The sequence below is a fragment of the Bradyrhizobium sp. LA6.8 genome, from assembly GCF_040547935.1.
Taxonomy (GTDB): Bacteria; Pseudomonadota; Alphaproteobacteria; order Rhizobiales; family Xanthobacteraceae; genus Bradyrhizobium; species Bradyrhizobium barranii.
Window position 1 is genome coordinate 357,504 of the sequence record NZ_JBEPQQ010000006.1, and the last position, 11,907, is coordinate 369,410.

Annotated in this window: 16 protein-coding genes; 6 read left to right on the forward strand and 10 right to left on the reverse strand. The window is 61.4% G+C overall.

Annotation, left to right across the window (positions count from 1 at the left end; genetic code table 11):
- Nucleotides 1-42 precede the first annotated feature (42 nt).
- Nucleotides 43-285: a PilZ domain-containing protein gene (locus ABIA90_RS28140; RefSeq protein WP_071917354.1), complete on the reverse strand. Its 243-nt coding sequence runs from the start codon at nt 283-285 to the stop codon at nt 43-45.
- 184 nt (nt 286-469) lie between these two features.
- On the opposite strand from ABIA90_RS28140, the gene ABIA90_RS28145 reads away from it, so the two are divergent.
- Entirely contained in the window at nt 470-763 is a 294-nt protein-coding gene (locus ABIA90_RS28145) for an HdeA family protein (RefSeq protein WP_014494092.1), read from the forward strand.
- A 123-nt stretch (nt 764-886) separates the two neighbouring features.
- Here the strand turns inward: ABIA90_RS28145 and ABIA90_RS28150 are convergent, their stop codons facing one another.
- Nucleotides 887-1,351, reverse strand: a complete 465-nt coding sequence (locus ABIA90_RS28150) for a PaaI family thioesterase (RefSeq protein ID WP_071912331.1) — start codon at nt 1,349-1,351, stop codon at nt 887-889.
- A 363-nt stretch (nt 1,352-1,714) separates the two neighbouring features.
- Between ABIA90_RS28150 and ABIA90_RS28155 the strand changes: the two genes are divergently transcribed.
- Both ABIA90_RS28155 and ABIA90_RS28160 read left to right on the forward strand, forming a co-directional pair.
- The gene (locus ABIA90_RS28155) at nt 1,715-2,011 is read left to right on the forward strand and encodes a hypothetical protein (protein WP_081369444.1); all 297 of its coding nucleotides are present in this window, start codon (nt 1,715-1,717) and stop codon (nt 2,009-2,011) included.
- A gap of 103 nt (nt 2,012-2,114) precedes the next feature.
- Nucleotides 2,115-2,369, forward strand: coding sequence for a hypothetical protein (locus ABIA90_RS28160; RefSeq protein WP_014494095.1), 255 nt, complete (start codon nt 2,115-2,117; stop codon nt 2,367-2,369).
- Between the two features lie 3 nt (nt 2,370-2,372).
- On the opposite strand, the gene ABIA90_RS28165 is transcribed toward ABIA90_RS28160, so the two are convergent.
- Both ABIA90_RS28165 and ABIA90_RS28170 read right to left on the reverse strand, forming a co-directional pair.
- Nucleotides 2,373-2,612: a DUF6894 family protein gene (locus ABIA90_RS28165; protein ID WP_028152656.1), complete on the reverse strand. Its 240-nt coding sequence runs from the start codon at nt 2,610-2,612 to the stop codon at nt 2,373-2,375.
- 148 nt (nt 2,613-2,760) lie between these two features.
- Nucleotides 2,761-2,949, reverse strand: a complete 189-nt coding sequence (locus ABIA90_RS28170; protein WP_071917357.1) for a hypothetical protein — start codon at nt 2,947-2,949, stop codon at nt 2,761-2,763.
- 454 nt (nt 2,950-3,403) lie between these two features.
- Here ABIA90_RS28170 and ABIA90_RS28175 point away from each other — a divergent pair, with 454 nt between their 5' ends.
- Together ABIA90_RS28175 and ABIA90_RS28180 are read left to right on the forward strand one after the other, a co-directional pair.
- The gene (locus ABIA90_RS28175) at nt 3,404-3,655 is read left to right on the forward strand and encodes a hypothetical protein (protein ID WP_148312138.1); all 252 of its coding nucleotides are present in this window, start codon (nt 3,404-3,406) and stop codon (nt 3,653-3,655) included.
- A gap of 93 nt (nt 3,656-3,748) precedes the next feature.
- Entirely contained in the window at nt 3,749-3,988 is a 240-nt protein-coding gene (locus ABIA90_RS28180) for a DUF2798 domain-containing protein (protein WP_247309305.1), read from the forward strand.
- Between the two features lie 889 nt (nt 3,989-4,877).
- Here ABIA90_RS28180 and ABIA90_RS28185 read toward each other — a convergent pair.
- The 6 genes from ABIA90_RS28185 to ABIA90_RS28210 all read right to left on the reverse strand — a co-directional run bounded on the left by ABIA90_RS28185 (nt 4,878) and on the right by ABIA90_RS28210 (nt 9,991).
- Nucleotides 4,878-5,045, reverse strand: coding sequence for a hypothetical protein (locus ABIA90_RS28185; protein WP_354120617.1), 168 nt, complete (start codon nt 5,043-5,045; stop codon nt 4,878-4,880).
- Nucleotides 5,046-5,293: 248 nt separating this feature from the next.
- On the reverse strand, nt 5,294-5,485 hold the full coding sequence (locus ABIA90_RS28190) for a hypothetical protein (RefSeq protein WP_085404274.1): 192 nt from the start codon (nt 5,483-5,485) through the stop codon (nt 5,294-5,296).
- Nucleotides 5,486-5,731: 246 nt separating this feature from the next.
- Nucleotides 5,732-6,169: a DUF6894 family protein gene (locus ABIA90_RS28195; RefSeq protein WP_349642920.1), complete on the reverse strand. Its 438-nt coding sequence runs from the start codon at nt 6,167-6,169 to the stop codon at nt 5,732-5,734.
- A 986-nt stretch (nt 6,170-7,155) separates the two neighbouring features.
- The gene (locus ABIA90_RS28200; protein WP_063982345.1) at nt 7,156-8,169 is read right to left on the reverse strand and encodes a glycosyltransferase family 2 protein; all 1,014 of its coding nucleotides are present in this window, start codon (nt 8,167-8,169) and stop codon (nt 7,156-7,158) included.
- A gap of 879 nt (nt 8,170-9,048) precedes the next feature.
- On the reverse strand, nt 9,049-9,252 hold the full coding sequence (locus ABIA90_RS28205; protein WP_354120616.1) for a hypothetical protein: 204 nt from the start codon (nt 9,250-9,252) through the stop codon (nt 9,049-9,051).
- Nucleotides 9,253-9,826: 574 nt separating this feature from the next.
- A complete protein-coding gene (locus ABIA90_RS28210) occupies nt 9,827-9,991 on the reverse strand; it encodes a hypothetical protein (protein ID WP_354120615.1) in 165 nt (54 codons plus the stop codon).
- A 783-nt stretch (nt 9,992-10,774) separates the two neighbouring features.
- On the opposite strand from ABIA90_RS28210, the gene recA reads away from it, so the two are divergent.
- Nucleotides 10,775-11,863 carry a recombinase RecA gene (recA, locus tag ABIA90_RS28215; RefSeq protein WP_085404279.1) on the forward strand — a complete coding sequence of 363 codons (1,089 nt, stop codon included), beginning with the start codon at nt 10,775-10,777 and terminating at the stop codon, nt 11,861-11,863.
- Nucleotides 11,864-11,907: the final 44 nt, after the last annotated feature.

Sequence of the window (11,907 nt, forward strand, 5' to 3'; positions counted from 1 at the left end):
GTTGTGTATGCGATGCGAACGGTTGTTCACATCGCGCGCGCGCTATCGTACGAAAGCGAGGCCTATGCGCCTGTCATTGCGCCATACGGTGCGGCAATTCCGTACGAAATTGTCGCGCGCGATCGAGAGCGTGAATGATTTCGGCAATATGACGGGGGAATCGAGCTCGATCGCCGCGCCGCCTTCCGACATGTTTCGCACCGTGCACGCGATGCCGCTGCTTTCAAAGGTGATCGTTCCACCCTTGAAAACACGGTAACGCTGCGCTGCACGTTTCTCGATCATCCGCATTAATCCATAACGATGATTGTGAAGTAGTGCATAGAAATTACGTTGAAATAAACTCAATACTGGCGCTACTTGCACAGCGCTTCAGACTTCGTTTACGACGTTGGAGCGGTGAGTCACTTCCCGCCGACTTCCCTCACAAGCCCTTCCTTTATGGCGTTACGCGCCGATGGAGATATTGATGAAGACCACGCTTTCGCTTCTGTTCGCCGCAGCGCTCTCGCTGTCATCGATGCCCGCCCACGCCGTCAAGTGGGACCTCTCGACCATGACCTGCAAACAGTTCCTCGAGAGCGGCGAAGACAACATCGCGGTCGTGCTGACCTGGATGGACGGCTGGTACAAGGGCGACGAGGACAACGCGATCATCGACACAGAGGTGTTCATCGAGAACGCGAAGAAGTTCGGTGCCTATTGCGGAAAGAATCCGACCGTCAGCGTCGTCACCGCGGCTGACGAAATTCTCGGCAAGTAATTCCTGAAGCTGACCGAAGCGCGGACGCAATCGCGCTTCGGTCCCTCGCTTCGATGCGAAATTGATTGGAGAGCCGCGGAGCGCCTTGCGCGCTCACGCGGCTCTCTTCCTTTTGGATGATGCTCAGCCCGGCAGCATCGCGAACGCGCTCGACACCATCGCCACCTGTTTGTTGTCGGTGGCCGAGAGCAGCGTGACGCGGCCAAAGCTCATGGTGCGTCCGAGCCGCACCACGCGGGCGTCGGCGAGCACATCCGAGGAGGAGACCGCGCGCATGAAATGCGTGGTCTGGTCGACCGTCGTCATCGGACGATAGCCGCGATTGGCGGCGAGGTTCGCGATCACCATCGCGGTATCGGCAAGCGCCATCAGCGCCTGGCCGCACACCACGCCGCCGTTGCGGCACAGCCGCTCCGAGAATGGCATGCGCAGGAGCGCGCCCGGCTGCCAGTCCGCCACGTCCGACGGCGGCAGGTGCTCGAGGCGCTCGACGGCGAGGTTGAGATCCTGGACCCAGGGCGCAAAGACCTCGCCGAGTATGCGTCTGGCCTCAGCGATGCCGAACCCGGCTTCTGGCTGCGATGGCATTGCTGTTGGTCCCCCCTGTGTTGCTGGATGTTTCGGCTATTCTGCGCGCATCGGCGCGGCAAAGTCACCCGGTCTTCGGTCGGCTCTGTCGGCTTGAAAATGCCTGACTTGGCCCGATATGATACCGGGCTTGGGAACGGGTGGGCGATGTTGCGTCGGTGTGTCCTTGTGTTTGGGTTGATAGCGCTGGGTCTCGCGCTGGACGGGTGCACCAGATGCGGCCCGATTTGGGACGACTGGCTGCAGGCGCCGAAATCGTGCAGATCGGACCGGCTCTAGCGCGCCATTCGGCCCTGGCGGGCCGTTGACAAGAACGACAAGGCGCGGTTGACCCGCCCTTCATGGATGATCAAGGAGTCAATGATGAAGCTCTTCCGTATGGCGGCGGTGCTGCTGGCCGTGCTGGCGGGACCGGCCTACGCGCAAATGCCCAATCTCAATTTGCTGCAGGAAGGTCCAGGCAAGACCCCCGAGGAAAAGGCCGCGGAAGCCGAGCGTGACAAGGCCTACAAGGAAACGCTGAAGAAGATTCCGGACTCCAAGGCGTCCAACGATCCCTGGGGCAACATGCGTTCCGACCCGCCGAAGCAGGCGGCTGCGCCGAAGGCATCGGCCGCAACCAGCGCGCCCAAGAAGAAGTCCGGCACGACCGCCAATTGACCTTGTCCCCGATCGGAGGCGGCTGATGCCTCCGGCCGGGACTCCTCTTCTGCCGGCCTGCTTCCTACATCTCCGAGAGCGTATTGCGTTGAGGAGGAACGGCATGGCCGATCGTCCGCGGGATCTCGCCGAGCGGATGGCGCGCCGGCGCAAGATGGGCGGCAAGCCGGGCGAGCGCGGCGGCGACGGCTTCTTGCGTGAGACTTTCACCCTGCCGCGCCCGGCGGCGCGGGCGAGGGCGGAGGCTTTCTTCGCCCGCTACCCCAAGGCCGGCTATATGAGCGCGGTCGAGACCTGGCGCGAACTGCCGGGCGGCGAGATCGAATTCACCATGCGGCGGCTGCCCAGCGCCGACTAGGCCTCAAGTCTCCTCGAAGGATTCCGCGATGATGCGGATCCGGAACACGGGCTCCTTGGCCTCGTCCAGCAGCTCCATGTGCCATTCGGAATTTTCGTTGAGCTTGCGCGCGAGGCCGGCGGCCATGTCGGCGCAGATGCTGGTCATCATCTTCCAGGCCGCATCGCGATCGGCAAATTCCGTCGCCTGGTCCGCGCAGCCGGAATAGCGGCCGTTCCGAATTCGAAAGAAGTAGAGCGGCATGGCTGGCACCGGTCACATGATGGTCCCGCCTCCCGGGCCATGGGCGCGCGCAGTGCAGTCCCAAACCAGGGACAGATCAATTCCGGGCCGCTACGGACGAGACCTCGCGGGGCGCGGGTGGCTCCGGCATCCGGCTCGGGTCGTTTATTCATGCGGTCTTGCGCCCGATCGCCTTCAGCTCCCGATCGATGCGCAGCTGCACGCGCCGGATCGCCAACAGATCGATCTTCGTCTCGGTCTTGCCCGTCCTGATCTCGTCACCGATGCGGAACTGCCACTGCCAGACTCCGGGAAGCGCCGTCGTGGCAACTGTGAACTCAACGCCCCTGTGATTCATGGTCACCTCCACGATTCACCCTCCATCACCGGTGAACATGTTGGGCGTCGCCCTATTCCTGCGACAAGCGAAATTTGGCGGTAAGCCTTGGATAATTCACGGTAATCTTTGGAACCGCGCGCGGTCCGAAACAAACGAAATTAGGTTCCGAAAACCGTGCACGGAATCCGGGCAAGGCATCGCAAATTCACCCGGTCTTGCCGTGCAACGGTCCGAACCGCGGAACCCTGTTCATGGTCGGAGAACCCCGGAACGCGAGATCCGCGCATTTGACACGTCGCTGCGAAGCGCGGTCCGGATTCCATCCCGCATCTTGTGGAACCCAAAGCGGCGCGCGTTGCTGCCGCCATTCGAAGCGAACAGGTGCGGTGGATACTTTTCCACTTTTGCGTGTCATGTATCTATGCTCTGCTTGTGAACGACGGTTCGAACGCGATGTCACGAAGGGGAAGGTGTGAGCTGGCTGAGACATCTTGTGCTGCGCTGGGGTGCACGGAATTTCTCGCTGACCTGTCCCCATTGCCGGCATCCCGCGTCCTCATCGAGCTTCAAGCGCGCGCGTTTCATGCTCGGTGACGAGAAGCTCGTCTGCGAAGAGTGCGGCGAGACCAGCGTCGTCACGTTCTGGCGTTTCGAAGGACTATCGAGCCGGCCCGATTGCACTGAAGCGAGGCGACGCGCGCCGCTGTCCGATTCGCGGCACTGATCCAACGCCGGCGGTGTGCGTCGAAGTCCACTCCTTGCGTGCTGCGGCACATGCCTTGCTTGGCCTCATGACGGCAAACAACATGGGCGCGTCATGCTCGGCATTCCCCGCCGCTACTCCCATTTCGTCTTCGGTGTCATCCAGTCCGGCCTGACCTCGCTGATCGCCGCGGGCATCGCCAGCTTTCCCGCTCCTGGCGCGACGGTCTTCCTCGCGCACTGGATGATGTCGTGGCTGATCGCGTGGGCCGCGATGCTGCCGATCGTGCTGCTCGCAGCGCCTGCGATCCGCGCCTTCTCGCTGCGGCTGACGCGAGAGGAGAGGGCTCGGTGAGGCGGCCGGCAAGCATGAAAAAAACCCGCTTGGGGAGAGCCAAGCGGGCGAAAGGTTATTGGAGGCTGAGGTGCTGGGCTGCAACACCGTAGCCCCACGACCCTAGCCGGTTGAGCTTACGACAGCCTGACAGGGCCGGCAGATCGGCTTTCAACCTGCCGCACCTCCGTGCCTGCAAACAGAAAACCCCGCTCGGGGCAGAGCGGGGTCCTCGACTGTGTATGGAGGCCCGGTGTTGGTCCACCGGGCACAGCCAGACTAGGAGACCAGGCTTACGGGTGCCTGACGGTCGGCACCGAAATCCGCGTCGGGAGGCCGCAGACTGGCCCCGCACGCGTCCCAATTTGGCCACCCGATCGCACCACTGGAGCCACACCCCTCGGCGAGATTTCGTATCGTCGGCGACGCCATGGGGGAAACGTGGTGCGCCGGCAGCGGGGTGGCATCATGGATAACGTAGAGCGGTCATTCGCCGCCGCCACGGCGGCTGGCTTCGTCGTGCTGGTGATCGGCCTCGTGCTGCTGGCGCTGCTGTAAGGCGTACCGGCGGACGGCAGCCAAGGCCGGACCGGGCTAAAGCAGGCGCTTCGATCCTGGGTGGGCACCCAGGACGCCGCCGCGCCCTTTCAAAACATGGAAAACAACCCCATGCACAGTAGGGGGTCGGGCGATTTCGTTGTGCGATCAATGGCTTATTTGTGGTATTTAGATACCTTAAATGCCACGCAACGGCTCCGGGGCGCACCCCGAGCGCAATGCCGGATCCTCGACATGAACAGGGGCTGGCTCTGCCGGCCCAATCCTGCGACGCGCATTCCCGACGGCCGGTACGGCGGCTAGCCGCCCATCGCGGCGCAGCCTTGGTCAGATCGGAAGCCCGTCGGCAGGCTCAGTGGACCTTGATCTCACCGAGGGGAAGGCGGAGTTCGGCGGCGCGCTCTTCGCGGTCCTTCTTGCGAAACTCGTTTTCCTTCCGCTCGAACTTCACCATCTCCTCGTGCGCCGCCTCCAGGAGGTGAGTGCGCCTGACAGCACCGGCGTGCGTGTCTTCCGTCATGTTCCAGGTCCCCATCGTTGCGATCGCATCCCGAAGAAAGCCGGACACCGCAGAATGGTTCGATGCCGCAGGATTGCGGAATTATGACGGCGCACGGCGGCCGCGTCTTTGATGCGCGTCATCTTCAGTCGAAGGGTGACGAATGCGGAGGATCGGCAAAAATCAAAAAGGCCGCCAACCGAGGCGGCCTCTCATCATCTTTGAATCACTTGATCTTTGAATCGGTTGCCGCGCTAGCGGCAGGGCCTCTAGCGGCAGGGCTTGCCAATCATCTGGGCGTGCCGGCTGTGGCAGCCGTCGTGCAACTGAGACTTCCTCGTCACCTTTGCGCCGACCTTCGGGGCGCCCGATGCCGTCGCGGCATTCGATATCTGGGCTTGCGCCGGCACCGAGCCGGCGAGGACAGACAGCGCCAGAGCGATCTTGAGGATTGCCTTCATCGTGCCTCCTGAGGTTGTTCGAACGGTACGCAGAGTAACGCTACTTATATTAGCGTTACACACTGTAGCGTTCAATTCAAGTTCGATCGGAGGCATGACGACGAACCGCCGTCCTCGCGGCGGACCGAGATGGGGCAAAGTGAGGTAGATCGCAGATGAGGCGGGGCGAGCGCTCCGCGGAATGGACCGATCAGGCGGCCTCGGTCCGTCGCGACGTGCACGCCCAATGTGGCGAGCCGTGGTGGCCTATTGCTTCGTTGTCGGCGGCTCGAAGATGAGGGCGGCTTGGAACACCCGCCCGGCGTCGGTGCGGACTTCGATCGCAACGTCTGTTCGATCCTCGTGTCCCGCCAGGTCGCGCGCAAGGCCGCTCAATGTCTGCGTCGCCTCGATCTCTGCTTCGCGCTGGGTTCGAAACTCCAGTCCCTCATCGTCGGCATAGAGGCCGGTGTCGTCTCGGATATCGAAAAAGTACCGGACCATGGCGCCGCCTCTCAGAGAGAGTATCGCCGCCAACCCCGCCTTGGGAGGACCGTTCCTAATTATTTCGGCGGCTGGAATCCGGGTACTGTCCCAATCCCCGGGCGTGGTTGGCGTCCCGTTGGCCGGCGAGAATGCCAGGACCGCCGCTTGCAGGTTGGGCAATCGTAGACCTGGACGCCGAGCGCCGTTGAACCAGGTCAATCATAGCTGTCTTTACGGACGGTCTCGATCCGCCTTGCGTCCGCCTACATCTGTGGCGGCGTGACCCTTGCTTCGTCTCTCGTCAGGGCGGCAAGCCTGTCCAATTGGCTAGCCACGCCAGTGAGGCTCCGGGCGATGTTCTTCAACAGGAAGGCCCTGTCCGCCGAAACCCCGGACGATTGAGAGAGGACCTTGTAATGATTTGCGAGTTCCTCGCATTTAGCAGCGTCGATCATAATTGAGCCCATCTATGAAACAGGTCAACAGCTCAACCCTAATACGGTTCCCACGCGGGGCGCTGACGACCCTTGGCGTTGCAATGCCTCGCATCCTACCACAGCTATTCGTCGTCAGGTTGTGTTCTGCGCCACAAATCGCGTCACTCCCGAAATCAAAGGCCACCACGCCAGGAAACAGGCTCGTCCCTGAAGACGGCCCCGGCCGGTGGGGCTTGATAGGGGTGAAGGCCGGGGCCGCTTGGGGATGCTTGGCCCTTGGCAAAGACCAAGCGAATCCGAGTTTAGTCGACCCTCACCGCGCCTCTGTTCGTTTCAGCACATAATTGCCAAATTTTCCTGCCCCGCATTCGCATGCGCAAATGCATCTCGAGGCCGGCACGGTTTCCTTATCGTCTTGGATTGGCAGACCACGGAGACGTGCGTATTGCCTGACCGGCACCCTCGCAGGGCAGATTTTTTCATTCGGATAGGTGGCGTCGGTTGGATGATGTCCGACCGAGAGCGCAAGGGCCTGGCGATCATCGAAACAGCTGCGCCCGATGTCTATGCGGGCGCGCGGCAGTCAAGTCCGCCGCATTGCCAAAAATTCCCGCGACCGATGGGCCGCGGCATACTCCCGTCCGGCTTCCTCGGTGCGCTCCGGATCGGGAGACGGGAGCGGCTTTGGGAGGGACTGATTTTCGGTCACCTATCTCGGTGTCTCAAACGCACCTGTGGCAACTCTGACACCGGGACTGCCGAATGAGCTCACAGGAAATCCGTGCAATGAGCGATCCCCGGTAAGGTTGCAATCGCACCCGGTGCGCGCGCCCAGGCTCGGATCGCCAGGTTGGCCGCCTTCAAAACCGAGGGGCGCAAGATTTGAAGCGCATCGCGGATCGTTGCGCTCAGGGGCTGCTGACGGATCCGTGTGCGCAGCCGGGCAACCCGCAATGCACGCACCATCGTTTCAGGATCGGGAAGTCCGCGCTTATCCTCCAGAAGGCTCCAGGCGAGGTGCTTGAGTTCGATGGTCTCCTGGTCAATCTGAGGGAACGATCCCAATGCCGTGATGCTCGCGTGGTTGGTCGTGTCGTAGAACACAAGACCGTCGTCGATCGCCACCATGTCGCCCTGGCAGGCGAGATCGAGAAAGAACAGTTGGTCGACGCCCCAACTGATCGACTTGTAGTTTCGCATCAGGCAACCGGCCCGGATGACCTTGCCGTTGATCAGCAGGGTCGACGGGACAATCCCAAGCAATCGGGTCTTGCCCGCCAGATAGAGATCCGCCAGGCACTGCTGGCCCGAATACAGATAAACCTGGCGTCCTCGCCGGTACCTTATGCCGCTGTCCTGAACGAGATGAGATGTGGAGGTCATGAACGCAGCGGCGGGGTACGTCCTCGCCAATTCCGCAAAAGTCGCAAGCGATCCTGGCGTGAGCCAGTCGTCATCGTGCAGCACTTTGATCCAGTCGCCGCGACATGCGAGCATCGCGTTGTTGGTATTCTCAACCTGGCCCCGGCCGCGGTGGTTCTCGATAACGCGAATGCGCGGGTCGCTCCGCGCGTGCTCGGACAGGATACTCCAAGTCGCGCCTTCCGGACCTTCGTCGTCGCTGATCACCATTTCCCAGTCGGCGTGCTCCTGCTGCAGCACGCTTTCAATCGCACGGCGCACCATCTCCGGTCGGCGGAAGGTGGGTATTGCCACCGAAATGAATGGGCGGTGTTCCGAACTCTGGGAGCTATCGAACCGCTCGGCGTACAATTGATCCATTCATCGTACCTCGTTGATCGAAGCGGTCGTGGCTGGAAGTGGCAGACCCTTCTTCGGTTTGAGCCTGTTCGCAGAACATCTTGAATCGAACCGAGCGAACGAGGCGCGTGAATGCTAGCGAGACGATCTCGATGCGGTCATCGTCCATTCGCATGAACTTTGTTCCCGCAGGCCGCGACGTTTCGAAGCGGCCGCTTGTCCGCCTTGGTGAAAGAGTGTTCTGGTTCCTCTCGGTTTCTGTCGCCGCAGCAGCCGTGCCAACGCGGTGACGGGTCAAGACGGGGGCGGCCAATCGAGGCGGCGTTGGTTCAGTTTCTTGCGGAGCGCCTGAAGGATTTCGCGAAGCTCTGCCACGTTGCTTCTTTCCAAGAGGGAAGCGAGGCGCGAGCGTGATGGCGTTTTCAATCACCGGTAGATTGCCAAGGGCCGCTCGGTGACAGGTGGAGGGTGACTGCGTCCTGCCGCGACGTGCTGTCTCACCTCGCGACAATTGAACGACTTCAAATCCGGCCACGGCTCGTTTCAAAGGCTCGTTTCAAAATCGGACAGTGAGGTCGGAAACAGACCACGCCCAAACCCGGGTGCTGTCCCAATTGGGACACTCGGAACATCAAGTCAGGACAGGTTGCTTGTTGGGCTTCAGAAGCAAGAACGCCGTCCGCTTAAATGAAGCGCGGACGGCGGCTTTCCAGCCCCGGGAGGGAAATTGTAAAATCCCGATACCGTTATGTCAGCACGTCCCGTGCCAAGGTTCATCGGGACACCCGCAGAATTGGGAAAACCTTCATCCTGAAGCGTTGGTGCCGCCAACGTGAATGACCACGCCGGGACGACTCCGGATCAATGCCGGCAACGCGATACCTCAGGCGCCGTCTGCTTCTAGGCTGGCTTTGGCGGTTGAAGCCCCGGCGATCTCAGCCACTCGCTCATGTGCGAGCCGGTCTCGGCTTGGCGCGCTTTGCGTAGGAGGATTTCGCGCTCAGCCCCGGCGGGGAGCTTCCTGGCTTGCTCTCTGAGACGTTCGGCTTCTTGGGCAAGGCGTTCTTCGAGGGATTGAGTTTGCTTGAACCGGCGGCGCTCCATGACACAACCTCGTCTTACGGGTCCTAACCGCAGGGTTTGAGTTCCAATGAACTTAGTATGCCGACGGGCCACCTTCAGTTCTAAAGTGAACTTTCAAGATCAAGCCGCTTCGAAATTCACTTGGGCCAGGAGGTCGGAAACAGGCCAGTACCAAAATCCGGGTGCTGTCCTAATTGGGACAGCGGGGCTATCAGATTGCGACATCAATAAAAACGCCGCCCGCTTAAATGTTGCGCGGGCGGCGGCTTTCCAGCCCCGGAGAGGTGGATGCAAAACCCCGGTGATGATGAGTGTGCACAACCTGTGCCAAGGTTTTATGTCACGCTGCGGGACACCTCAGAGGGGAGAGGGGATCGGGTCACCGCCTGCAACGGCCGCGATCTTCTGATCATCAGAATATCCGGATGAAAGGACGTTGTGGGCCGGGCGTGCCGCGATGGCTCGGGAGGTCGGCGAGCTCTCCGCCCATCTGGTGGTCTAGGCCGAGGTTGGACGGAGAGCCGCGCGCCGGACCCCCGTCGCGTGACAATGCTAGGAACGTGCCATGACACTCGTGTGAAACTGTCGGCGCCGCTCAGTGGACGTTGATCTTATCCAGAGGCAGACGAAGCTCCGCCGCGCGCTCCTCGCGATCTCGCCTGCGGAACTCATTTTCCTTCTGTTCGAATTTGATCATTTCGTGCGCGGCGGCTTCCAAGAGCCGATTGCGCCTGTCCGCCTGCTGCGTGTTTTCCGTCATCACCCAGACTCCCTCAACAACTGGCGGCGCCATCCTCAGACAGGCCAGACACCGCAAAAGATTCGCTGGTGATTGCGGATTTATGACGGCGACGTTCCGCTCGCGGATACACCGCATGGCTGGCCCAGAACAAAACAGGCCACGTGTCATTTCAAACTAGGCCAATGTCGCCAGAAACAGGCCAGCGTCCGATCCCGCCGCCACCCGGCGACGCCGAATATCGCAAGGCCAACGGGTTGCCACCGCGCGAAGACGTCATGAAATGAAAGAGGCCGCCAACTGAGGCGGCCTTACTCTCTCACGGGGTGCAAGTCGGAAGGCTGCACAGTGAGCCGATAGGCGATCTCCCGGGAGCCGTCGAAGATCTCTAGGACACGTTCACAGATTAGGCATTTGTAATGCCCGGTCTTGCCCTTGCGGGATTCAAGCTCAATCCGCCGGTAGCCAGCGAAGCAGTCAGGGCAAGTAACGTCGCCTTTCTTCATGTGGACAGTTATGAGGCAGGCCGCCGGAAGGGTCAAAGACGTTCGTCTGACGGAACGCTCGTTCTCTAAGCGTTCGATGGGTCCAAATTCCTTGATTCATCTCATGAGCGGCCGTTGTGGAAATTAGGCCACTGCGGAATTCAATTTAGGCCACTGGGGGTTAAACAGGCCAGCGCCCAAATCCGCGAAAGAACATATTGCGAACCTGGAACAAATAGGGTACATTGTTTTTATCGCCGGCCCGCCCCGCCAATCGTTTGTCCCTCTAGCGAATCCTCGCCATAAGGAGCACGACCCAATGTCCAACACTGCCCTGCGTATCGTCGAAGGATCTTCCATGGACAAGAGTAAAGCTCTGGCCGCCGCGCTCTCCCAGATCGAGCGCCAGTTCGGCAAGGGCTCGGTGATGAAGCTCGGCAAGAACGACCGGTCGATGGATGTCGAGGCGGTGTCCTCGGGTTCCCTCGGGCTCGACATTGCGCTCGGGATCGGTGGTCTGCCGAAGGGGCGCGTCGTGGAAATCTACGGGCCGGAATCCTCGGGCAAGACCACGCTGGCGCTGCACACGGTGGCGGAAGCGCAGAAGAAGGGCGGAATCTGCGCCTTCATCGACGCCGAGCACGCGCTCGACCCGGTCTATGCGCGCAAGCTGGGCGTCAACATCGACGAGCTCCTGATTTCGCAGCCGGACACGGGCGAGCAGGCGCTGGAAATCTGCGACACGCTGGTGCGCTCGGGTGCGGTGGACGTGCTGGTGGTCGATTCGGTCGCGGCTCTGGTGCCGAAGGCCGAGCTCGAAGGCGAGATGGGCGATGCGCTGCCGGGTCTCCAGGCCCGTCTGATGAGCCAGGCGCTGCGCAAGCTGACGGCCTCCATCAACAAATCCAACACCATGGTGATCTTCATCAACCAGATCCGCATGAAGATCGGTGTGATGTACGGCTCGCCGGAAACCACGACCGGCGGCAACGCGCTGAAATTCTATGCCTCCGTCCGTCTCGACATCCGCCGCATCGGCGCGATCAAGGAGCGCGACGAAGTGGTTGGCAACACGACGCGCGTCAAGGTGGTGAAGAACAAGCTGGCGCCGCCCTTCAAGCAGGTCGAATTCGACATCATGTACGGCGAGGGCGTCTCCAAGATGGGCGAGATCCTCGATCTCGGCGTCAAGGCCGGCATCGTCGAAAAGTCCGGCGCCTGGTTCTCCTATGACAGCCAGCGCCTCGGCCAGGGCCGCGAGAACTCGAAAGCGTTTTTGAAAGCCAACCCCGACATCACCGCCAAGATCGAGACCTCGATCCGCCAGAACTCCGGCCTGATCGCCGAGCAGATTCTCGCCGGTGCACCGGAGCGTGACGCCGACGGCGAGGAGCCGGCGGACGAGTAAGGCCTAACGCGAAGAACTTTCGCGAGGAGCGGGCGCTGAGGACG

Coding starts and splice junctions, on each gene's coding strand:
- ABIA90_RS28140 (WP_071917354.1), bottom strand. CDS start 285: ATGATCGAGAAACGTGCAGCGCAGCGTTACCGTGTTTTCAAGGGTGGA.
- ABIA90_RS28145 (WP_014494092.1), top strand. CDS start 470: ATGAAGACCACGCTTTCGCTTCTGTTCGCCGCAGCGCTCTCGCTGTCA.
- ABIA90_RS28150 (WP_071912331.1), bottom strand. CDS start 1,351: ATGCCATCGCAGCCAGAAGCCGGGTTCGGCATCGCTGAGGCCAGACGC.
- ABIA90_RS28155 (WP_081369444.1), top strand. CDS start 1,715: ATGAAGCTCTTCCGTATGGCGGCGGTGCTGCTGGCCGTGCTGGCGGGA.
- ABIA90_RS28160 (WP_014494095.1), top strand. CDS start 2,115: ATGGCCGATCGTCCGCGGGATCTCGCCGAGCGGATGGCGCGCCGGCGC.
- ABIA90_RS28165 (WP_028152656.1), bottom strand. CDS start 2,612: ATGCCGCTCTACTTCTTTCGAATTCGGAACGGCCGCTATTCCGGCTGC.
- ABIA90_RS28170 (WP_071917357.1), bottom strand. CDS start 2,949: ATGAATCACAGGGGCGTTGAGTTCACAGTTGCCACGACGGCGCTTCCC.
- ABIA90_RS28180 (WP_247309305.1), top strand. CDS start 3,749: ATGCTCGGCATTCCCCGCCGCTACTCCCATTTCGTCTTCGGTGTCATC.
- ABIA90_RS28185 (WP_354120617.1), bottom strand. CDS start 5,045: ATGACGGAAGACACGCACGCCGGTGCTGTCAGGCGCACTCACCTCCTG.
- ABIA90_RS28190 (WP_085404274.1), bottom strand. CDS start 5,485: ATGAAGGCAATCCTCAAGATCGCTCTGGCGCTGTCTGTCCTCGCCGGC.
- ABIA90_RS28200 (WP_063982345.1), bottom strand. CDS start 8,169: ATGGATCAATTGTACGCCGAGCGGTTCGATAGCTCCCAGAGTTCGGAA.
- ABIA90_RS28205 (WP_354120616.1), bottom strand. CDS start 9,252: ATGGAGCGCCGCCGGTTCAAGCAAACTCAATCCCTCGAAGAACGCCTT.
- ABIA90_RS28210 (WP_354120615.1), bottom strand. CDS start 9,991: ATGACGGAAAACACGCAGCAGGCGGACAGGCGCAATCGGCTCTTGGAA.
- recA (WP_085404279.1), top strand. CDS start 10,775: ATGTCCAACACTGCCCTGCGTATCGTCGAAGGATCTTCCATGGACAAG.